Here is a 22,189-nt window from a genome sequence, read left to right as displayed (position 1 = left end):
TGTGGCCGGCTAGTCGATAGCCGGAGGGTTTAATTAATCTTGGTTTAGATCGCCATAACGCGTTTTTTTATGCGAAGCTTATTAATTATTGGTTTTTATGCGATAGTAATCTACCTGGTAAATCTTTTCGTGGTAGATGTAGAGGAAATGGTTATAAGCCAGGTTCTTCGGGGCGGTGACCTTGATATCCCTGAACATGTATTTTTGGAAAGCGTGGAGCAAATCCGGTTTTGGAGCAAGTTTAGTTTGCTTTTTTCAATCTTGCTTTTTGTCCTAAAAGCATTGACGGTGGCCATGCTTCTTTATGCTGGACTGTTCTTCCTTGACCTACATCATGAGCGAAGTTTGAAGGAACTATTTGACGTGGCTGTCTATGCCGAAAGTGTACTGGTCATCGCCATACTGCTAAAGGTGGCCGTGGTGGCAGCTGGTGAGTTTTCCTACGATCAGTACCTTATGTATTATCCCCTGTCTGTTTTGAGTTTGGTTGGTTCCGATGTTCATCAGGTTTTTGTGTATCCGCTTCAGCTGGTCAATGTTTTTGAGTTTCTCTATGTCTTTCTACTCATCTATTTCCTTAAAGAGGTGGTGTCACTGACATTTACTGCTACCTCCCGCATCGTGTTTGCTTCCTATGGTACAGGCTTGGCCTGTTGGGTGATTCTGGTGATGTTTTTAACAGTAAATTTCATGTAAATGAACAGGTCGATTAAATACGGTATGCTCGGAACCCTACTGTTGGTTATGGTAGGCATGGCTTTTTCGATACAGAGGGCATTTTTGGACTTATCTGTCAAGGATAGTCGACGGTTGCAATGGGAGGATTTAGGGTTGATTCTTGTACGTGGCGTATCGGTTACTGAGTCCGCTCCTTATTCCTCGCTGGTGGTCGTCTACTTCAATTCAACTTGTGACCTCTGCGTCCATGAGTTGGCGCAGATTAAGGGGCGTCTTGGTGAATTCGTTGGAGTTCCACTGGTTTTTATTTCTTCGGAAGAAAGGGAGGAAATTGAGGAGGTTGCAGCAGGATTTGAAGAAGATCAGGGCGGTTTCGTAACCTTTCTACAGGATGAATCGCAGCTTTTTGCAACGGCTTTTTCTGTCACTGGGGTTCCGGAGACCTTTGTTTTCGGAGAAGACGGTGCCCAAAGATGGAGGTTTAGAGGGCCGGTGAAGGTGCAGTCCATTTTAAACCAACTAGCGCGATGAACCAGTTAGCTAGCAGAAGACCTATTTCGGGAGTTGCGGTTTTGGATCCGTTTCCAGCCATGGGGCATGTCCGGGCGTTTTTGGTAGTGGCCGAGTGGCTGAGGGAAATTGGATTTACCCCGGTGTTTTTGGTTTCCATTGATTTTGCGGGACTTATCGAGAAAAATGGCTTCGAGGCGTATGTGGTGTTACCAGTTCTTTTCCGGTCAGATTCCCAAGAGATTAAAGAAAAGGGAGCAATTGAAGTATTTCTGGACAGCATTTCGGGCAATAGACTGAAAAAACAGAAGGAGGAACTTTGGAAACAGCGAACAGCCTATAAAAAAATTGTGGATGAGATTTCCCCTCGCTTCGTTTTACTGGACGACCACTATTCGGCTAAGGCCCTGTTCTACCAGGATCTGGGTTTGCCAACAATTTTGGTGTCCACCATGACCCTGCCATTACACCAGAAATTTCTTCCCCCGTTTCAATCTACCTACATTCCTTCCAGCTCGGTGCTCTATGGGGTGAAGGCCTATCTGGCCTGGTGTTCGGTTCGTCTAATACGATGGAAAAGCCGCACAATCACCCGTCTCGTTTGTGGTGGCGCGGATCAGCTCCGCGTGTTGTCAACTTCCTTTGGCACTACGGAGGAGGTTTTTGACTGGAACCGGTGTTTTGGAGTGGGAATGAAGGGACTGCCCATTTTGGTGACTTATCCCAAGACCTTTGGATTTCGAGAGATTGAGCCGCCCGACCATTGCTATTTTTTGGGAAAGCTACCCGAAAGCAGGTCATCTGTGGAGCCGCTATCCAACCGTCTTGCTGCTGTGGTGGAACAGGCAAAAAGGAAGGGAATGGACATTGTGTATTGTTCGCTTGGCACGGTTACATTTGATGAAATCCCGGTATGTGTACGTTTTTTCCGCCGGATTTTCCAGGTGGCAGCGTCGTTGCCACACGCTTTCTTCATCGTAAACATAGGCAAAAACGTCGATGTCAGCCTGCTAAAGGCGAACCAATCAAATGTGGCGGTCTTTGATAGCCTACCCCAGCAAGTACTACTTACCCACGTACAGTTGATGATCAACCATGGGGGCATCAATTCTATCAAAGAATGTATCGCAGCAGAGGTGCCCATGCTCGTGTATCCCCTGTCCCTAAAATGGGATCAGCCCGGGTGTGGGGCAAGAGTCGCTTACCACAAATTAGGTTTAAGGGGCAATATCCGAAGCGATGGAGTAGGCAGCATTACTAAAAAAGTATCCAAGGTATTGACAGACAGGGAATACTACGTCTATCGGCTACGGGAAATTAAGTCTGAGATGGATATCGTCAATTGCATGGAGGAGAAACGTTTGTTGGACCTTCTGTCAACCTATTCTTTTAATATATCTATCCAACCCAAAATGCCAAGCCGTGAAGCAATCCAATACTAACTTAGAAAGGTTGTTTGTCAAGCAGCTGGGGGCCTATTCCTGTGGATTGGCCTGTATCAGCATGATAAGCAAGTGGTATGGTGGCGATGTTTCCCAAGAGAAACTCCGAACCCACAGCGGTACTACCCTCAATGGTACTTCCCTCTTGGGCCTGAGTCAAGCTGCCCGTAAGATTGGATTTGACGCCAAGGCATATGAAGGAAGTGTGGAAGGCCTAAAAACAGGAGGTTTTCCGGTGATTTTACATGTTCAGAAAGAAAACCAACTACATTATGTGGTCTTTTTTGGCTATGAGGATGAGAAGTTCATCATTGGGGATCCCGCTTGGGGCATCCTGCGCCTTAGCGAGATTGAGCTCGATAGTCTGTGGAAGAGCAGGTGCCTGTTGGATCTTCATCCAACTGACGCTTTTGTGCCGTTACGTGCCAGGGCACAGTCCCAGTGGCTTTGGTTTCAGTCGTTGATTAGACAGGATATCCCCATATTGATGGTTTCTGCGGTGTTGGGCCTATTGATAGCGGGTACGGGATTGTCCACGGCGATTTTTTCCCAGAAGTTGATCGACGACTTTCTACCCCAGAAAAACACCAAGTTCATCCTTATCGGCTTGATTCTTCTGGGCCTCCTACTGATGGTTAGGGCATTTTTGGGGTACCTTCAGGGGATTTTTATGGCGAAGCAGGCGAGGGATCTGAACGTTCGTTTGGTAGCTTCTTTTATAGAGCGAATGATTGGTATGCCTCTCTCGTTTTTCAGGGGGATAAGCACAGGAGACCTAATTGCCCGCATGAATGACTCCCTACGGATTCGCAATACCGTTTCATTGATTGCCGGAGGGATGGTCGTGAACATTCTCGTAATCCTGGTTTCCCTGGGGTATCTATCTTACTATGCATGGGAAATCGGCCTAATTGGTGTAAGCGGGATCTTGGTTTATTTTTTGGTAGCCAGAAAATACCATAATCCCCTATTGCTGGCTCAGCGCGAGATGATGGATGCCCATGCTCTAAATGAGTCGCAGTACATTGAATCCTTTACCGGGATCGCTACGGTGAAGTCCTACGGAAAGGAAGGGGTGTTTTCCGACCGTATCAACGGTATTTTTAGCCTTTTCCAAAACAGCGGATTTAAACTTGCACTGTTGGGCAACTCGTTTGGTTTTGGGACCCAGGTTGTGTCTGCGCTGTATATCACGATTATATTTTCCTATGGGGTGTGGTTGGTGGTGGGTGATAAGTTGCAGATCGGTGAGATGATGGCATTGGTGACCGTAGGGGGAGGGTTGATTCCTGCTATTGCCGGTGTAGTAATGGTCAACATTCAGCTTCAGGAAGCAAGGGTAGCATTTGATAGACTCTACGAAGTAAGTTCGTTGGAGGCTGAAGTTCCCGGTGAAGCCAGCCCTTCTAACGAGGGCCTCTTAGACGACCATTTGCGGATAGAACAGGTAGCTTTCAGATACCCCGGAAAAGTCAGGCTATTGAAGAACATATCCTTTGAGGTGAAAGCAGGGGAGTCGGTGGCCATTTTCGGCAAAATTGGAAGTGGAAAAAGTACCCTGTTGGATATTGTTCAGGGTTTTTATACTCCGGAGGAGGGGCGGATCCTGTTGGGCAATGGGTCAATTGAATCACTAGGACTGAATGCTTGGAGGGAACAGATTGCCGTGGTGGCACAGCACGAAAAGGTTTTCAATTCCACGGTGATAGACAATATTGCACTGAGCAATGATCCGAATGAGGTCGAAAAGGTGATCCGTTTTTTGGCCGATTCCGGACTTCAGGGCTTGCTTGATGGATTGCCTCAGGGGTTACTGACACTTTGCGGTGAGGATGGAAGAAGTCTATCGGGCGGTCAGCGCCAACTGCTCTGCTTGGCAAGGGCACTTTATAAAAAGCCCCGATTCTTATTCCTGGATGAATCTACCTCTGCCATGGATTTTGACATGGAGGGCAGGATAGTGGCCTTGCTTAAGGCCCACTGCAGGCTAAACCGGATGGGGATGGTATTGGTCACCCATCGGCTAGGGCTTGCAAGGCAGGCGGATCGAATCGCGATTTTGGAAGAAGGATGTATTTCTATCCAGGGTACCCATCCGGTACTTGTTGCCGGGGATAATTTGTATGCAAAGGCATATAGCCAATTAATCCATTTACACGAAACCGTTTAATCAACTAATACCATGGCAGGACTAAAATACTACGAGCGAACACTACGACTGATTGAGCTGATCGAGAAAGGCAAAACCGGCTCACCCAAGGATTTGGCCCGGAAATTTGGCGTGACCGAACGGACCGTGTACAATATCCTTGATTCTGTAAAACTCACCTTTAGGCGAAAAATTGTCTATTCGGAACGTGACCGCAGCTATATGTTTGAAGATAATGCAACCGTTAATTAGCAAAAGGCAAAACTGGTGCCCCAGCTGTGACGAATACATTCTCTTGTCCAATACATCTTGTAAACCAAGTAGAATCCAGTTGAGAAAGGAGGCTGTGCTGCCGGGTGGATTTCTGGTAGGGAAGCAAACATTTGTCTGGTCTCCTTTTTCCTACGGTACAGGATGCAATATACCTCCGAGGTTGGCCAAAACTTGGTGCTTATCGGTCAAAAAAATAACATTAAATTTCGATTAAATATTGATAAAATGTAGCTAGATTTGCACGTATTTTAAAAATCTAGGGGTCGTTTATGCGTTTATTTTTGGGTCTCTTTGCCCTTTTTTTTGTGGTTATTGGGACGTCATTTGGACAGCGGGTCACCCTGAGCGGTACCGTAAAGGATTCTGAAAGCGGAGAAACGTTGATTGGTGTACATATCTTCGACAAGATCCAGCAGAAGGGAACGGTAACCAATAACTATGGTTTTTTTAGTTATACCTCGGTTCAGGGGGAACTTTCGTTGGTGTTCAGCTATGTTGGCTACGAGCCGCTTTCCCTGAACCTGTCCTTGGTGAAGGACACGCTGCTGACGGTAGAAATGGTTCCCTCGGGACTGCTGCGGGAAGTAGTGGTAGAAGGTAACCGAGCGGATCCCATCCAAGAAAGCACGCAGATGGGAACGGTAAATGTGCCGCTTAGGGAAATCAAAAACCTGCCCGCACTGATGGGTGAGGTGGATATTTTTAAAGTGATCCAATTGCTTCCCGGTGTGCAATCCGGAGCCGAGGGTGCCTCCGGTCTGTATGTCAGAGGTGGCAGCCCCGACCAAAACCTGATTTTGCTCGATGGGGTGCCCGTGTACAATGCCAGTCACTTGTTTGGGTTTTTCTCCATCTTCAACGACGGCGCCATCAACAACGTGGAGATGATAAAGGGGGGCTTTCCTGCCCGCTATGGAGGACGCCTTTCGTCGGTTGTTGACATTACGATGAAGGAGGGGAATATGAAGAAGTTTCAGGGGGAAGGTAGCCTTGGGCTCATTGCCTCAAAAGTAACCGTGGAAGGCCCTATCGCGAAAGACAAGACCTCCTTTCTTTTTTCAGGCAGACGAACCTACCTGGATATGATTGCGAGTCCGATTATCCGTAGGAGTAGCGGGGGCCGAGAAAGTGTAGGGTATTACTTCTACGACATGAACGCCAAGGTAAACCACATCTTTAACAAAAAAGACCGCCTGTATCTTAGTTATTATGGGGGAGAGGATCGGGGGTATTCGAGATTTCAATCCGATAGGGAGAACTCACAGGGAGAGTTTTCCAGTCGGGAGCGTGCGGGGTTGGGCTGGGGCAACCACATAGCGGCTGCCCGTTGGAACCATATCTTCAATCAGCGCTTGTTTGCTAATTTTACCGGAACCTTTACCCAGTATCGGTTTAAGATCTTTTCCGAATACGAAGATGTTTTTACAGGGAATCAGGGGCAGGCTCCTGTCAGGGATTTTTACAGCGCCGATTACTTTTCCGGTATTCGGGATCATGCGCTGAAGGCTGACTTTGAATTTATCCCCAATCCGCAGCACTACCTACGCTGGGGAGGCATGTGGATCAACCACCGATTTACCCCCGGAGTATTCGTGTCTCAGGAATATCAACGCCCTGAAATACGGGAGGGAGGGACACCAACCGATAGCCAGGAATTTTCGCTCTATTTGGAGGATGACTTTTCGGTTGGAGATAGACTGAAATTCAACGTGGGGGCGCATGCGTCCGGTTTTCTCGCAGAGACCAAAACCTATACCTCCCTGCAGCCTCGGTTTGCCATGAGGTATTTGTTGGACCAAGGATCCTCGCTGAAGGTTTCCTATGTGGAAATGGCTCAGTTTATCCATTTGCTCACCAATGCGGGATTAGGCCTGCCCACCGACCTGTGGGTGCCCTCTACCGACCGTATTGCCCCTCAGCAAAGTCGTCAAGTGTCGGTGGGGTATTTTAAGAACCTGGGGTACGGCTTGGAATTGAGTGTGGAAGCCTATCACAAGACGATGGATGGGGTGATCGAATACAACGATGGGGCCTCCTTTTTGAACACCACCGAAGATTGGCAAAACAAAGTGACTTCCGGCGAGGGCAGAAGCTCCGGGGTGGAATTGCTACTGCAAAAAAAGACCGGAAAAACCACCGGTTGGGTTGGGTATACCCTATCCAAAACCGATAGACGTTTCGACGACCTCAACGAAGGGGCATGGTTTCCGTTTCGGTATGATCGAAGACACGATATCAGTGTGGTTGCCGTTCATCAGTTGACCGACCGAATTGACCTGTCCGGCACCTGGGTGTTTGGAACAGGAAACTTTATCACCGTCCCCACCCAGCGGTATCAGCACGCCACCTCCGTGGTAAACAATAGCTCTATGCGCTTTGGAGGCCTTTACCTGGATTATTTTGAGTCCCGAAACAACTTCCAGATGCGTAGCTACCATCGCTTGGATGCTGGGATCAATTTCCACAAAACGAAGAAATGGGGAAGAAGAATTTGGAATGTGTCGGTGTACAATGTGTACAGCCGACTGAACCCCTTCTTTATGGATATTAGCTGGAACCATGACCAGCAGCGAAACCAGTTGCGGCAGTTTAGCTTGTTTCCCATCGTGCCATCCGTCTCCTACCGATTTACCTTTTAATCATGAGTCGCCTAACAAGATATATCCTACCCGTCGGATTGCTGGTCTTGCTCTCTTGCGAGCAGTTTTTGGAGGTAGACCTGCCTGGGCAGGAACCTAGGATCGTGTTAAATGCCCTTTTGGATCCCTCGGATACCTTGAAGGTGTACCTCACCCGATCCCGTGGAATCCTGGAGGGACGAGAGTACGAAGAGTTTTTTGACCTGATTTCGAATGCTGATGTGTATTTGGAGACGGAGGCGGGAGATAGGTATTCCTTGGAATACGTGGACAGGAGTAGGCCTTTCGATCCGAATGCCTTCTACCGCCTTTCAGACTTTGTCTTTCACCCTAATCAATCCTATAGCCTCGTGGCGGAAGCACCTGGTTATGAAACCATACGGACTTCACAGGTAGTGCCTGCCCAAGTACCGATACAATCGGTCGAGATAACCCGCTTGGGACCGGATGGATCTTGGCAAAACTCCGAATTGGTGGAATTTCGGGTTCGTTTTACAGATCCTCCCGGACGGAACTTTTACGAGCTGTCAGGGAGGGTTTTTGGCAGCGACACGGTGGAAGTAGAAGGACAACCGTTTTTGAGTATGTATTTTTCAGACTTATATCCCAGACCGGTCAATCCCTCGTTTGAAAAGGACCATCTCATGCGCAGTGTGCTGCTGTTTGGAGATGCCTTGTTGCCGGGGCAGGATGCGGAATTGGTCTTTCGGACCACCGTTCCCACCGATTACGAACTGCTGGAGGTAACGCTGCATCTTGCACACGTATCCGAATCCTATTACAGGTACTACGATACTGCCGACTTACAGTTTTACAACCGGGGAGATTTTCTGTCCCAGCCGGTGTTGGTACATACCAACGTGGAAAATGGACTGGGGATTTTTATGGCAAGGAATACTGCCGAGCACGTCATCCGGTTAAGGTTTGAAGAGTGATTTGGAATTAATATTACTGATTTTCAGTTAGTTAATTACAATAATTGATTTTTTTTCCGAAAGGAAGGTTACGTTTTTTGATAATTCTGCTTTACCTTTCAAAGCCCGAATTGGATTTTGTTTTGCCTTGTTTTTCGGCTTTACGAATCAATGTACCGGGTTTATAAGACTGGATTTGTTGCCTAACCCAAAATGCCAGAAAAAAAGATTTTAACAAGTAACCCAAAAGCCGAGAGCGGCAATCCCTTGTCAGCTCCTTCCTTTTCTTCCGATTCAGAAGCATGGAATGCCTTCAGAGAAGGTAGCGAATCGGCTTTTATCTTCATCTACGAAACTTATTTCGACATCTTATTTGGTTACGGGTACAGTATCATCCCCGATACCCATGTCGTCAAGGATGCCTTGCAGGATTTGTTTGTGGAACTTAGGGAGAGACGTGCCCATCTTGGTGCCACCGATTCGATCAAATTCTATCTGTTTACATGTTTGAAAAGGAGGTTGTTTAGGGACTTGACCAAATGGGAGGGCAATAGAGAGTCCATCGAGGCGTTGCCCGGCGATTTTCTGTTTACACTTTCCCACGAATCCCAGTTGATCGACAGGCAGTTATCCGCCGATAAGATAGACCAATTAAATGGGGCGATATCCCATTTGAGCCAACGGCAGCGGGAGATTATCTATTATAGTTTCTTTGAGGGATTTACCTATCGACAGATTAGGGAAATTATGGGAATGGAGAGTGCCCAAAGCGTTCGGAATTTAATGCATAAAGCCATTAGAGAACTCAGAAAATTGCTATAAGGCTAGGTACTTATCCTGTTCGGGCAGATGAATTAGACCGATCTATTGTTAACAAATACTATATATTCCTGTGAATGAAATGAAGCACATTGAAGATTTTTTGACTGATCCAGAGTTTATCCGCTGGGTAAACAACCCGGATAAGGAACTAGAGGTCTATTGGGAACAATGGCGGAAGGCCAATCCGGAGCAGTTGGAGACCATGAAGCTGGCAAAGGAGCTGTTGCTGCGGGCGAAGGTAGATAGGGTAACGCCCCCCGTTGGCTTAAAAGAAGAAGTAATGGCCGAGGTGCTAAGGCTAAAATCACAATCTTCCGGTGTAATACACGAAGGGGGAAGCCGATCCTCAAAGAGAACCCGTGAATTTTTCTGGAATAAACTTGGTCAGATGACTCGGGTAGCGGCCATCCTGGTGGTTTGTATGACGTTGGCCTTGATCTTCTCGCCTGCCACCGATCCGGTTACCCCATCTCTATTCACAGCTGAGGAAGCCGTATTCGTCAAAAAGATGACTGCCGCGGGAGAGAAGTTGCAGCTGACGCTCTCCGACGGTACCAAAATTTGGATAAACTCATCCTCTGAGGTGGTATTTCCGGAAAAATTTGAAGCCGATAGAAGGACCATTTCTTTAAGAGGGGAAGCTTATCTGGAGGTGGCGCATGACAGTCTTCGTCCATTTTCAGTATTCACCGATGGGCTTGTTACCACGGTGTTGGGAACAAGTTTTAATGTGAATGCGAAAGAAGCAGGAAAGACAAAAATTGCTCTTGTGAGTGGAAAGGTGTCCGTTGCCTCCTCCCGGGAAGAGGTGGTCATGAGCCCCGGTGAGATGTTGGATTTTGAAGGCACAACGGCCTCTATGCAGGTAGTGGGTTTTAAGCCTTCCGAGGTACTCGCATGGAAGGACGGCGTCCTCCTGTTTCAAAGGGCATCCTTGGAGGAGGTGAAAAATGCCCTAGAGGAATGGTATGGTGTTCAGATAATTATCGAAAATGGAAGCGGTGTTAACTGGCAGTTTTCCGGGGAGTACCGGCAGCAGACGTTAAAGGAAGTGTTTGAGAGCATTTCCTTCATTCAGGGGTTTCAATACGAACTGAAAAATGATAAAAGTGTAACCATGAGATTTTAAACCTATGGAAAAACGAGACACTTCGTAGTGAAAAGCCGGAAGGGAGCTAGCTCCTTTCCGGCATGATGCGCAACCCTAACATGGGGATCATTGGGGAATGGCACCACGTAGGGTTGGGTTTACCAAAACTTCTTATTCAATAAACCAAAGTAAAAGTATGAAAAATAACTTACTAAAGACAATCATTATGTTGTCCAAGTGCTTTCTGTATGGATTGGTAATACAGACTCTTCTTTTGAACCTAGTATCGGCCACCGCAGCAAACGGCCAATACAAAACCATCGAGGAAGTAAGGGTCACCCTTTCCAATGAAACATTGACCTTGCAGCAGTTCTTCCGTGAGGTGCAGCGTCAGACTCCCTTTAAGTTTTCGTATGAGAATCAGGATGTGGACAGGCAGCTATCTGTAACCTTGGAAAAAAGGCAGGGGTTGGTCATTGATTTGTTGCGCGACGTAGCGCTTCAAAGCGATCTGACCTTTCGACAGGTAAACCACGGGATCGATGTGGTTAAGCGAAAAGACAGTCAGGCGGTCTCCGTTGAGTCCACAGAGGTGGCGGACATAAGAGGTGTCGTGAGGGATGAAAATGGGGAGCCTTTACCGGGAGTTACGATAGTGATTGATGGGACTTCTACAGGTACCGTCACAGATATAGATGGTCGTTATTCCATTTCTGCTCCGGAAGGGGCAACATTGATTTTTTCATTTGTCGGCTTTGTGACACAGCGTAGGGTCGTTGGAGCCTCAGATACGATTGATATACGCTTGGTAGAGGATGAGAGTTCCCTCGATGAGGTGGTTGTTGTGGGTTATGGTGTCCAGCAGAAGAAAGATTTAACAGGGTCTGTTGCCACCGTAGAAGCTGCTGACATCCTAAATCGTCAGGCTGTTCAATTATCTGATGCGCTACAAGGTAGGATGGCAGGTGTAACAGTAACCCGAACTGGCAGTGCCCCTGGTCAGGCTTCACAGATAAGAGTACGAGGAGTTACCTCTTTGAACGTAAATGATCCGTTAATTTTGATAGATGGTGTTCCCGGATTGAGTCTTGAAGATATAAATCCCAATGATGTAGAGAGCATTTCTGTATTAAAAGATGCAGCTTCCCAAGCGATTTATGGAGCAAGAGCTGCTGCTGGTGTGGTGGTGGTAACCACCAAGAGAGGCCAAACTGGTAAGCTACAGCTTAATTATGATATGGATGTTGGCTTTAGCAGCCCAACTATGTTACCAAAATTTGTGGATGCACAAACCTTTAGAATCTTAAGTAATGAAATGTCAAGCAATGATGGTGGAGGTGTTATTTTTGACCCGACCGAAAACGCAAATTATGTCCAGTTAAATAGAGATAACCCTGATGCATTTCCAGATACCGACTGGCAGGCTGAGCTATTTAGCAACACGCCGTCTACCAGACAAAGACACGACCTCTCTATGGCCGTGGGTACCGACAGGGTTAGAACCAGAGCTTCCTTTGGATATATGAAGGAGGATGGCATTCATCCGAATATTGGTTTTGAAAGATTCACTTTCAGACTTAACAACGACGTCAAGATCACAGACTATCTCGATGTAAATATTGATATAGCCTTCCGTAACTCTACGTCCCAAAACCCTGCATATACAAGGGGCGGAGGGGCAATAGCCGAAGCAAGAGTGTATCCAGGCTGGTTTTCAGCGATTCGAACGGATGGGCAATGGGGTGAAGGAAAAGACGGGGATAACCCGCTTGCCGAAACCGTTGAAGGTGGCAGCACTATAGGAAAGGAAAGCGTCTTTAATGGAACCCTTGGATTTTCACTAACTCCTGTAAAAGGCCTGGTATTAAGAGGCAATATGTCGCCGGTATATGAATTCGGTAATTTCGAAACATTCAGGACTCCACCTTTATTACCACGATTGGGAGGGGGCTTTTTTCCGCGTAACCAAACAGATCTGACGATTGAAAACAGACGGATTTTCACATTGACCAATCAGTTATTTGTAACGTATGAGAAGAAAATCGCAAAGCACCGCATGAGCCTGCTTGCAGGTTACGAAGATGTGAGGACGGATTGGGAGCAAGTGGGATCCATAGCTCGGAATCTAGCGGTAGATTTACCGTCTGTTGTTTTTGGTGATCGCTCTCAGGCTAATAATACACAATTTGCTTCTCAGAATGCACTTCAGTCGGTTTTTGGCAGAGTATCATATGATTATGAAGGTAAGTATCTACTGCAATCAAACTTCAGGGTAGATGGCTCCTCAAGATTTGCACCTGCTAATCGCTGGGGCTTTTTTCCCTCTGTATCGGCCGGCTGGGTAGTAAGCAATGAAAGGTTTAGTTTGCCCACTGCTGTCAATTTCCTGAAAATTAGAGCATCGTATGGAGAAGTTGGGAATGAAAGGGTAGGGGTTGGTAGGACTGGTGGATCAGAATTTTTTAATTTCTATCCTTATCAAGGGATCTTTGAGCCTATTACCAATATTCTATTCTATCAGAATAATACGGTGGGACCGGCTCTTGGCATTAGGCAGGATTTCCTATCAGATAGAGATATCAGATGGGAGAGAACGCGCACCATTGATGTTGGTCTAGATGTTGGTTTGTTTGACGATAGGGTGACAATGTCATTTGAGTATTATGACAGAAGGACCGATGATATTATCGATTTGTTAGATATCCCTAACTATATGGGTTTCCCTGCCAATACGAGAACCAACGTAGCTTCTATACAAGCTAAAGGACTTGATATAGAACTAGGGTATAGAAACAAAATAGGAGATCTTAACTACTCCATTTTCGGAAATACAACGATTGTCAATACTCAGGTTAATCAATTAGGTGGTGCGTTCTTTTTGAGTGGGGGTGGTACCTTTATCAATAAGCCGGGGTTTGCCTACAACGAATGGTTTGGCTTTCAGACCAATGGTCTTTTTCAAACACAGGAAGAAGCCAATGCATATGGAACAGGTGCTTTTGCAGGCGACATCTGGATCGTTGATCAACTTACCATCGATACCAATGGAGATGGAATACTCGATAGCGGTGATCGAATAATCAATGAACAGGACAGGATACCTTTGGGGTCATCATTACCTCGGTTAACCTATGGCGGAAGTATAAACTTGGATTATAAAGGTTTTGACTTTTCCGTGGTTTTTAATGGGGTAGGTCTTCAAAACCGAAGGTATGATCCTATGCAGGTCCGCCCCTTCCAGCAATCTTTTGGAAATGTTCCCCTTAATCTTGTAGACAGATTCTGGAGTCCCAACAATAGTCCCGAACAAAATGCAAATGCACAGTTTCCAAGACTTTCTCAACGGTCATTCAGAAACTATGATATGTCTGATTATTGGCTATTCAATGGTGCATTCCTTAGAGTTCAAAATATCACATTCGGATACACTATACCAACCAGCACGGTAGAAAGAATCAAGATCCAACGGGCTAGAGTTTATCTGGGCATGAGGGATTTCTTTACATTACAACGTAACTTCCTGAATGGCTGGGATCCAGAAGCAGGAAATACCAGCTACCCAATTATGAAGACATTTTTGTTGGGATTACAAGTTCAACTGTAGCTCTAAACCTAAAAAAACATGATAATGAAATCAATAAAATATATTGTCTTGGGATTGGTGTCTCTGCTGTTTGGCGCTTGCGCGGAACTAGACCTTGCACCCAAAACGGCCATTTCATCTGAAAATTTTTTCAGAAACGAAGCAGAACTTCAGATAGGTCTTAATTCACTATACCAAATCAATCTTTGGAAAATAGATCTTGATTATTGGACGGATGATGAACATCATAGAGGAGCAGGACCTGCAATAAACGATATTTCAACAGCCAACTTGAATTCTGAATCTGGCTTGTCTGGTGCGTATTGGCGTGATTTATACGATGGCGTCAAACGAGCCAATACCTTGCTCGAAGAAATGGAGCAAGTAAAATCAACCATAAATCCAGCTGTGTATGATAGAATTGAAGGTGAGGCGCGGGCAATACGTGCTTACTTCTACGGAATACTTATGACCAAATTTGGTGATGTTCCTTTGATAACCAGCAGACTTCCGTTAAATGAAGCACTTACCATAATACGTACAGATAAGCAAACTGTAAAGTCATTTGTGTATAGTGAACTTGATGCTGCCGCTGCAAAACTACCGGCAAATACAGAAAACAGGGTAAGTAAAGGCTTTGCATTGGGTATTAAGGCGAGATTTGCATTATATGAAGGCGATTTTGCGATCGCAAGGGATGCAGCAAAAGCAGTTATTGATTTGGGGATTTACTCACTTGATCCGGATTTCAGGAACTTGTTTCTTCGAAGTGGTTCAAACAGCCCCGAATTGATTTATTTCGTTCCCATGAGCGTAGAGTTTGGTGTAAATTTTGGAAATACGCCTACGCGTGATTACATACCTAGAAATGCGGGAGGTTTTGGCGCTGCTCTTCCTACGTTCGAGGCATTACATGTTTTCGAATGTTCTGATGGATTGACAGTTTCGGAGTCTCCGTTGTATAATCCCCATAGACCTTTTGAGAACAGAGACCCGAGACTTACCCAGACTATTGTTGAGTTTGGTACTCCTTGGCTGGGATATGTTCTTCAGCCTCACCCCGATTCCCTCAGGACTATGAGCGTTGCTACTGGACAAATGATTACCAATAATGATACCAGAGGTGTGGCAATTTTCGCGTCATTTACAGGTATGCTTTGGAAAAAGGGAATTGAACAACGATGGGCGGATGCCCCAAGATTAGCCGACCCAAATCTAATTATTCTCCGCTATGCCGATGTATTATTGATGTATGCCGAATCGCTGATCGAATTAAATGAAAACCTTACAGAGGCCCGCAATGCCATTAATCGGGTAAGAGCACGTGCCTATGGTGTTTCTGTTGATCAGATCAGCCTTTATCCAGCTTTAACTGAGAATGACCAGAACAGTTTACGGATTCGATTACGTCGTGAGCGGCGGGTGGAGTTAATGAGGGAAGGATTGCGCTATCAGGATGTGATACGATGGCGGGTGGCGAAAAAGGCATTGGATCGCATAGTTTTGGGGTTACCGCAACCAATCGATCAGGATAGAAACCAGTGGCCTTTTAACAATATTATATTGCCAATAATCGATAATGATGGAGTGGTCGATATGAGGGCAGATGAGTTGATTAGCCGCAATTTTGCGAGGCAGCTGCAAGATTACGATTTTGATGAGGATAGGATGTATTTATGGCCTATACCGGCAACTGATAGACTCCTGAACAATCAGCTAACACAAAACCCAAATTATTAACCCGATCAGGAAATTAACTCTATCTGGATAATTTTAAAATCAAATGCTTAAAAAAACAATGAGGCTTCATCTGCAAAGTTGCTTAACCCTAATTTTTCTGGCTGCCGTTTCGGCCTGTTCTACCAATGAAGAAACTGTATCGGAGGCAAAAGATGCTTTACTTAACATTAGTGGCATCTATCCCCATCTTGCGTATTACAATGAAGAAGGGGAATGTGGTACCGGTGCGGTGGTTCCTTGGGCAGACCGCTTGTGGGTTATTACCTATGGCCCACACTTCCCTTATGGCTCATCTGATAAATTGTATGAGATAACTGAGGATTTAGAGATGATTGTACGGCCTGAAAGCATTGGGGGAACCCCTGCAAACCGGATGATCCATAATGAGAGCAACCAGCTTTTCATTGGCCCCTATGCCATCGATGCAAAGCGAAATGTAAGGGTTATCCCCTGGGAGCAAATGCCCGGCAGGCACACGGGAAATGCCCGTCATCTTACCGATCCAAGTGGTAAAATCTATTATGGTACGATGGAAGAAGGCTTTTATGAAGTTGACGTAAATACGCTGGAGGTTAATACACTTTACGTAGACGGTAACGTGACGCGGCCGCCGGGAGAACCGTTGGATAGCAAACTGTTGCTTGGTGCTCATGGCAAGGGGCTTTATTCCGGGCAGGGTGTTTTGGTTTATTCCAATAACGGCGAAGACAGTAAACAAGCCCGCGAAAAATTTGACGTTGAATCTGGGGCGCTATATGAGTGGGACGGTAATGAATGGATCTTGGTACGCCGAAGCCAATTTGTAGAGGTGACCGGGCCCGGAGGAATCCACGGGAATGAAAACCCAGACACGGATCCTATTTGGGCGACTGGATGGGACCACAAGTCGGTTTTGCTTGCCGTACGAGATGCAGAAACTGGCTGGGAATTTTTTAGGCTTCCCAAGGCCAGCCACAGCTACGATGGTGCACACGGTTGGAATACCGAATGGCCCCGCATCCGCGATGTGGGTACGGATCAAAAACCAGACTACCTGATGACCATGCACGGTATGTTCTGGAAATTCCCGGGCAACTTCACTGCAAGCAACAGTGCGGGAATTCGTCCGCATTCAGCTTATCTCAAAGTTATTGGTGATTATACTCGCTGGAATAATCAGTTGGTGTTTGGAGGTGATGACTCCGCTCACCGTGAGTTCCTAAATAAACGCAAGGCGAAAGGCAAGATTGAAGGCCCCGGTCAATCAAATTCAAACCTTTGGTTTACCGACTTAAATACACCGGAGAAACTGGGGCCAAACACTGCTAATGGTTCCGTTTGGCTTTCAGAAAACGTTAGTGCCAAAAATCCATCTGAGCCATTTCTATTTGCGGGATGGGAGCAGCGTAGCGTTTGGATCAAAAATGAAGGCAGTGAAAAGGTTACCTACCTTTTTGAAACCGACAACAGTGGCAACGGAAAATGGACGGAGCTCATCCGTTTCGAAGTAGCGCCTGGTGCGTCTGTACATCATTCCTTTAAGTCATCTGATTTAGGTGAATGGATTCGCGTAGCTGTAGACAAAGCCACTCGGGCTACCGTACATTTTGCTTATACCGATTTAAGCAGGTTCCAAAAGGAAACCGATAGCATGTTTTCCGGATTGGCCCAAATCCAGTCTCCGGAAGTCAAAGCTGGATTATTGTATGGTTTGGGAGATAATCGACGAGCACTGGGTATGCTAGCGGGGACAGTTGTAAATGGGAAATTTGAGGAGGCTGGGTATTATGAAGTTGATGCCGCAATGAACATTGTGAAAAAGGACGACGATGTGATCTCCTCTTATATACGCGACCAATATGCCATTCCGGATCAGGTGATCGAAATAGATGAGGCCTCGGTTTTGGTGATTGATGATAGGGGACGTAGGTGGCGTTTGCCTTTGGGCAATGAAGGTTACACTGGCGCAACTCAGAAGGCGTTGACGCGAATTTGCCGTGAAGTGGCTACTGAGCGTGACCTTTTCAGTGCTCACGGGACGTTTTATGAATTACCTGCAGAAAATGCCGATGGTTATGCTAAAATAAGACCTGTTGCCAGTCACAATTTTCATATTTTCGACTATGCCTCTTATCGAGGTTTGCTAGTGATGACCGGGATCAGCCCCGATGCGACAAACAATCCGCACATTTTCAAATCGGAAGATGGAAAAGCAAGCGTTTGGGCTGGTGTCATCGATGATTTATGGAAGCTTGGCAAGCCAACAGGCCGGGGTGGTCCATGGAAAAACAGTGAGATTAGAGCTGGAGTACCCTCCGATCCCTATCTCATTGGGTTTTATGATAATCGTTCTCTAAGCTTATCGCACCAGTCTGATCAAAGTGTTCAATTTACTATCGAGATTGAACCGATTGGTCATGGACCTTGGATGAAATGGAAGGAAATAGAAGTCGCTCCGGGGGAAACATTTAATTATGAATTTGAAAAGGGATTTCAAGCTAGATGGGTTAGGATAGTGTCTAATCGCGATGGTAAAGCTACCGCCTGGTTTACATACCATTGATGTACCATAGCCGTCTGAGTAAAAAAACCCGACAAGCCTTTATCTTCTTAACGAATCAGAAAGTTTAAAACCGAATAGATACCTTCCAGGTCGCTTTCATACTCTTTAAATTATCGCCGAATTATGGAAGTATTTTGGTCGATAATTTATCTTTGTTGAATCGAGCCTGAGTGTAATCATTACACATCAAAATCCTTGCAAAATCATATGATAATCAATTAATTAACAATCGTTAAAGGGGTAGAGACATGCTGCATGTATCTTTGGTAAAGAACTTATTCTGATCATTAAAATACATTTAAGAAAATATGAAAAGAAGAGACGTATTGGCCAGAATGGGGGCGCTTTCCGTGGGAATGGCCGCTCCAGGCCTGGCAAAAGGAGAGGCATACCACAAACCCTACCAGGTCCAACGCCGGAAAATCGATACCCAGGTACTGGTGATAGGCGGGGGCACTGCCGGGGTCGTTGCGGCCATTCAGGCAGGCAGGGAAGGGATGAGCACCACCCTGATCGAGAGCGGCAGCCAACTGGGTGGTACCACGACCACCGGAGGGGTCTGTTTTCCCGGTATTTTTCACGCCTGGGGCAAACAGGTGATCGGGGGCATTGGCTGGGAACTCGTCCTGGAAGCCGTACGGCTGAACGACGATATCCTGCCCAATTTCTCCATCGTTCCCAACAACACCAGCATCCGCCACTGGAGGCATCAGGTGTCGGTAAACGGCGCCCTCTACGCCATGCTGGCCGAGGAAAAATGTGTGGAAGCGGGTGTGTCCATCCACTACTACGAAAGTCCGACGGAGGTCAGGTTTCAAAACGGGCGATGGACCGTAACCACCATGGGCAAAGGGGTGGTGAATGAGATCACCTGCGATCAGATCATCGATTGCTCGGGCAATGCGGCCGCAGCCTCCATCGCGGGATTCAAACTTCTGAGAGAGGAGGACGTGCAGCCCGGATCTTTTATCTTCCGGTTGGGGGGCTACGATTTCGATTCCCTGGACCTCTCCAAGATACCCCAAGAGTATCACAGCAGGCTTCGCCAAAACATGCTGATCAATGACGATGTGAAGGTAGAGTCTTCGGTCAACAACTTTCCGCCTACCGTGCCCTATAACTACGTCTATGTGCACGGGGCGGATTCCTCCTCTGCGGAACTCCATACCAAGGCAAATTTGGAGGGGCGCGCCGAGCTGCTCAAGTTGATACGCAAGCTTCGGACCTTTCCTGGCTGCGAGAAGCTGAAGCTGATTACTGCCCAACCCGAAACCGCCATCCGGGAGACCTATCGTATAGACGGCCTGTACCAGGTCACCCACGAGGATTACGTGACCGGTAGGGTGTTTGACGATTCGGTTTCCTATTCCTTTTACCCCATCGATTTGCACCGCGACGGGCAGTCCATCTACCAGGAATTCCTTAAAGAGGACGTGGTGGCGACCATCCCGTTGCGGGCGCTGATACCAAAGGGCAGCCAGAATTTTCTGGTGGCCGGACGTTGCCTTAGCAGCGACAGGCTTTCCAATTCGGCCTTGCGGGTTCAGGCCTCCTGCATGGGCATGGGGCAGGCTGCCGCAGCGGCGGCCGTACTGGCCATCAGGCACCGGGTCACACCGGCCAACGTGCCGCTGGCGGAGCTGAAAGCGATGATAAAAGAGCATGGTGGGATTGTTCCCCAAGCCCGGGCCTAATGTATAGCACATGATCAGCTGGATCAACGGTCTGTTTGCCCTACTGGCAGTTATCCTCCTGGCAACGGTAAGCGGGGAGGATATCCGCTATTTTCGGTCCGCCACCCTTACCCAGGAGGAGGGCACGGTGGCCGTATCGGTAGCCATCAACGATTCGTTGAGCAGACAGGAATTCCGTCGGGATGGCCTATCCCAAATTACCCCCTTAAACTACTCCATGGACCTCCATACGGGCATCTGCTTCGACAACAAGTGCAGGCCCCTGAAAATAGTGGTCTACTGGAACATTACCGGGAGGTATCTTGGCTTCGAGCTGCTGGATGGGGAGTACCTCAGCAAATACGACCACGAGCCCTTCACCGAAGCGGAGTACGAGCAGCTCCATGCCTTCCTGGCAGATCCGTTCCTGCCTTTGGGAAACTATTCCTTTGAAGAACTGGTAAAGGTACCCGACACCGGATCGGATGAGGTGGACGGGGTTTCCGGTGCTACTTCCAAGGAGGTGCTGCAATACGTGGTGGAGGGGGCCGCCTATACCACCCACAAGCTTTGGAACATTGTGCATGGCGAAACCCGGGAGCAGATCAGTGCGCTGACCGAAGCAGTCATGGATTCCCATCTGTTTGCAAAGATCCTGGAAAGCCCCGACCCAAGCGACCAAACCTGGGCGGCCGAGCGGGTGGCACAGCTCCAAAAGATGGACGGGGAAGCGTTGGCCGCTGTCGTCCGCCTGCTTCGCGAGGGCGACTACTTTCAGGGATACCTGTTGCTTCGGTCACTTTCCCGGGATCAGCTGGCATCGGATAGCCTGCAGCTGGAGCTTTTCAACCTGATCGGAGCGGTTGGTTCCAATTTGGAGACGGCGGTAATCGACCGGTTGTCGGAGGTGAGTCACCTTAATCCCGCCGTGCTGGATCACTCCTTTGGCATGATCGGCGGGCTGGGTGGGCAGCAGGTAATCCGGTTGTTAAAACTATATGATCGGCATGACGTTCGGAACCCTAGACTCTATGAGGCACTGAAGGGCTTGTTGCCGCACGAAAATGCGTTTGTAGGACGGCAGATTGCTCAGTTTCTGGAACGTTAGGGCGTATCTGTTAACTAAATAAATCAATCTTTAGTAAGCTTTTTTTGATGATCTCTACCAGATTTTGACGTCAAACTAGGATGGTGAAGACGATGCAATCAGTCGATCCGAAAAGGGAGAAGGATCCAGATTGCTTCTGAACATTTATTCCTTTAGTTTCGCTACTTAGCTGGCTTGTTACCGTCAACCTAAACACCTTATCAGTAGCCTTTGAAAAATCAATTATAATATGAAACAGATAACCATATATATTCCCGATAATAAATTCCCCTTCTTTATGGAACTCATCAAAAGCCTGAAGTTCATAAAAAGGGTGGATACTGAAGAAGTTTCTTCAAAGGAAGAGATATTGAAAGGACTACAAGAGGCCGTAGAGGAGGTAAATCAGATTAAGGCAGGTAAGAAAAAGGCACAACCTTTAACCGAGTTTCTTAACGAGCTATAAGGTAGATACCATTGCTCCCTTCCGCAAGGAGGCCAAAAAGCTCATCAAAAAATACCCTTCCCTTAAAAACGAATTGGCTCAATTAGGCAGCCAGCTTTCCACTGATCTTGACCATCGGCATGCCACTCGGCAACAGCTGCTACAAAATCCGCCTAGCCATTACTTCCAAAGGTAAAGGCAAGTCGGGTGGGGCAAGAGTGATTACCCATTTCTACGTAGCTGATAATACCGTCTTTCTGCTTTCTATCTACGACAAGTCTGACCAGGATACTATTTCTGACAATCAGATCAAAGCACTCTTGCAGCTCATTCACTAAAAAAGGCCCGGTCTTCTGACGCTTTCGTTATTCTACATCAGTTTCCCAACTTACTCTAACTGGGTGTAGTTTGCGACTACATCCTCCTATCCTTTCCAATTTGCAATTGGAAAGGGAAGGAATTACCAATAATCCCTGGCTCTCAAACCATCTAATCCCGCATAATTTCTTGCGCTTGAATAAAAGGCAGTAATAAGTTGACGGCTGTTTGGTTAGACTTTGGATATAATGGATCGTTTTGTGCCACCGATTCCGGTTTTTCCG

Annotated in this window: 16 protein-coding genes; all 16 read left to right on the top strand. The window is 47.0% G+C overall.

Annotated features, from left to right (window positions below):
- The first annotated feature begins 69 nt into the window (after window positions 1-69).
- Window positions 70-696, top strand: a complete 627-nt coding sequence (locus tag ADIS_RS21830) for a hypothetical protein (protein ID WP_010856922.1) — start codon at window positions 70-72, stop codon at window positions 694-696.
- Window positions 697-1,209, top strand: a complete 513-nt coding sequence (locus ADIS_RS21825; RefSeq protein WP_035807314.1) for a TlpA family protein disulfide reductase — start codon at window positions 697-699, stop codon at window positions 1,207-1,209. It abuts the gene before it with no gap.
- Window positions 1,206-2,630 (top strand): glycosyltransferase, encoded by a 1,425-nt coding sequence (locus ADIS_RS21820; protein WP_010856920.1) that lies wholly within the window; start codon window positions 1,206-1,208, stop codon window positions 2,628-2,630. Before ADIS_RS21825 ends, ADIS_RS21820 begins: the two co-directional genes overlap by 4 nt.
- Window positions 2,611-4,800, top strand: coding sequence for a peptidase domain-containing ABC transporter (locus tag ADIS_RS21815; protein WP_035807312.1), 2,190 nt, complete (start codon window positions 2,611-2,613; stop codon window positions 4,798-4,800). The genes ADIS_RS21820 and ADIS_RS21815 overlap by 20 nt, the downstream gene beginning before the upstream one ends.
- A gap of 12 nt (window positions 4,801-4,812) precedes the next feature.
- Window positions 4,813-5,031, top strand: a complete 219-nt coding sequence (locus tag ADIS_RS21810) for an HTH domain-containing protein (protein ID WP_010856918.1) — start codon at window positions 4,813-4,815, stop codon at window positions 5,029-5,031.
- Window positions 5,032-5,321: 290 nt separating this feature from the next.
- Window positions 5,322-7,691 carry a TonB-dependent receptor gene (locus ADIS_RS21805; protein WP_010856916.1) on the top strand — a complete coding sequence of 790 codons (2,370 nt, stop codon included), beginning with the start codon at window positions 5,322-5,324 and terminating at the stop codon, window positions 7,689-7,691.
- 2 nt (window positions 7,692-7,693) lie between these two features.
- Window positions 7,694-8,626: a DUF4249 domain-containing protein gene (locus ADIS_RS21800; RefSeq protein WP_035807309.1), complete on the top strand. Its 933-nt coding sequence runs from the start codon at window positions 7,694-7,696 to the stop codon at window positions 8,624-8,626.
- 192 nt (window positions 8,627-8,818) lie between these two features.
- Entirely contained in the window at window positions 8,819-9,427 is a 609-nt protein-coding gene (locus ADIS_RS21795; RefSeq protein ID WP_010856913.1) for an RNA polymerase sigma factor, read from the top strand.
- 79 nt (window positions 9,428-9,506) lie between these two features.
- Window positions 9,507-10,556, top strand: a complete 1,050-nt coding sequence (locus ADIS_RS21790; protein WP_238325484.1) for a FecR family protein — start codon at window positions 9,507-9,509, stop codon at window positions 10,554-10,556.
- Between the two features lie 322 nt (window positions 10,557-10,878).
- A complete protein-coding gene (locus ADIS_RS21785; protein ID WP_238325483.1) occupies window positions 10,879-14,121 on the top strand; it encodes a SusC/RagA family TonB-linked outer membrane protein in 3,243 nt (1,080 codons plus the stop codon).
- A 24-nt stretch (window positions 14,122-14,145) separates the two neighbouring features.
- Window positions 14,146-15,840: a RagB/SusD family nutrient uptake outer membrane protein gene (locus tag ADIS_RS21780; RefSeq protein WP_010856910.1), complete on the top strand. Its 1,695-nt coding sequence runs from the start codon at window positions 14,146-14,148 to the stop codon at window positions 15,838-15,840.
- A 58-nt stretch (window positions 15,841-15,898) separates the two neighbouring features.
- The gene (locus ADIS_RS21775; RefSeq protein WP_010856909.1) at window positions 15,899-18,382 is read left to right on the top strand and encodes a hypothetical protein; all 2,484 of its coding nucleotides are present in this window, start codon (window positions 15,899-15,901) and stop codon (window positions 18,380-18,382) included.
- Between the two features lie 308 nt (window positions 18,383-18,690).
- Window positions 18,691-20,076 carry an FAD-dependent oxidoreductase gene (locus ADIS_RS21770; RefSeq protein WP_010856908.1) on the top strand — a complete coding sequence of 462 codons (1,386 nt, stop codon included), beginning with the start codon at window positions 18,691-18,693 and terminating at the stop codon, window positions 20,074-20,076.
- A gap of 10 nt (window positions 20,077-20,086) precedes the next feature.
- Window positions 20,087-21,163: a hypothetical protein gene (locus tag ADIS_RS21765; RefSeq protein WP_010856907.1), complete on the top strand. Its 1,077-nt coding sequence runs from the start codon at window positions 20,087-20,089 to the stop codon at window positions 21,161-21,163.
- Window positions 21,164-21,392: 229 nt separating this feature from the next.
- Entirely contained in the window at window positions 21,393-21,608 is a 216-nt protein-coding gene (locus tag ADIS_RS21760; RefSeq protein WP_010856906.1) for a hypothetical protein, read from the top strand.
- A gap of 107 nt (window positions 21,609-21,715) precedes the next feature.
- Window positions 21,716-21,925: a type II toxin-antitoxin system RelE/ParE family toxin gene (locus ADIS_RS21755; protein WP_010856905.1), complete on the top strand. Its 210-nt coding sequence runs from the start codon at window positions 21,716-21,718 to the stop codon at window positions 21,923-21,925.
- The last annotated feature ends 264 nt before the right edge of the window (window positions 21,926-22,189 follow it).

It is taken from the genome of Lunatimonas lonarensis, assembly GCF_000390185.1.
Classification (GTDB): domain Bacteria; phylum Bacteroidota; class Bacteroidia; order Cytophagales; family Cyclobacteriaceae; genus Lunatimonas; species Lunatimonas lonarensis.
Note: the sequence above shows the minus strand (reverse complement) of the source record. Positions and strands in the feature narration are given on the sequence as shown.

Bases quoted from the DNA above. Each gene is read 5' to 3' on its own strand.
- ADIS_RS21830 (WP_010856922.1), top strand. From the start codon at position 70: ATGCGAAGCTTATTAATTATTGGTTTTTATGCGATAGTAATCTACCTG.
- ADIS_RS21825 (WP_035807314.1), top strand. From the start codon at position 697: ATGAACAGGTCGATTAAATACGGTATGCTCGGAACCCTACTGTTGGTT.
- ADIS_RS21820 (WP_010856920.1), top strand. From the start codon at position 1,206: ATGAACCAGTTAGCTAGCAGAAGACCTATTTCGGGAGTTGCGGTTTTG.
- ADIS_RS21810 (WP_010856918.1), top strand. From the start codon at position 4,813: ATGGCAGGACTAAAATACTACGAGCGAACACTACGACTGATTGAGCTG.
- ADIS_RS21805 (WP_010856916.1), top strand. From the start codon at position 5,322: ATGCGTTTATTTTTGGGTCTCTTTGCCCTTTTTTTTGTGGTTATTGGG.
- ADIS_RS21800 (WP_035807309.1), top strand. From the start codon at position 7,694: ATGAGTCGCCTAACAAGATATATCCTACCCGTCGGATTGCTGGTCTTG.
- ADIS_RS21795 (WP_010856913.1), top strand. From the start codon at position 8,819: ATGCCAGAAAAAAAGATTTTAACAAGTAACCCAAAAGCCGAGAGCGGC.
- ADIS_RS21790 (WP_238325484.1), top strand. From the start codon at position 9,507: ATGAAGCACATTGAAGATTTTTTGACTGATCCAGAGTTTATCCGCTGG.
- ADIS_RS21780 (WP_010856910.1), top strand. From the start codon at position 14,146: ATGAAATCAATAAAATATATTGTCTTGGGATTGGTGTCTCTGCTGTTT.
- ADIS_RS21775 (WP_010856909.1), top strand. From the start codon at position 15,899: ATGAGGCTTCATCTGCAAAGTTGCTTAACCCTAATTTTTCTGGCTGCC.
- ADIS_RS21770 (WP_010856908.1), top strand. From the start codon at position 18,691: ATGAAAAGAAGAGACGTATTGGCCAGAATGGGGGCGCTTTCCGTGGGA.
- ADIS_RS21765 (WP_010856907.1), top strand. From the start codon at position 20,087: ATGATCAGCTGGATCAACGGTCTGTTTGCCCTACTGGCAGTTATCCTC.
- ADIS_RS21760 (WP_010856906.1), top strand. From the start codon at position 21,393: ATGAAACAGATAACCATATATATTCCCGATAATAAATTCCCCTTCTTT.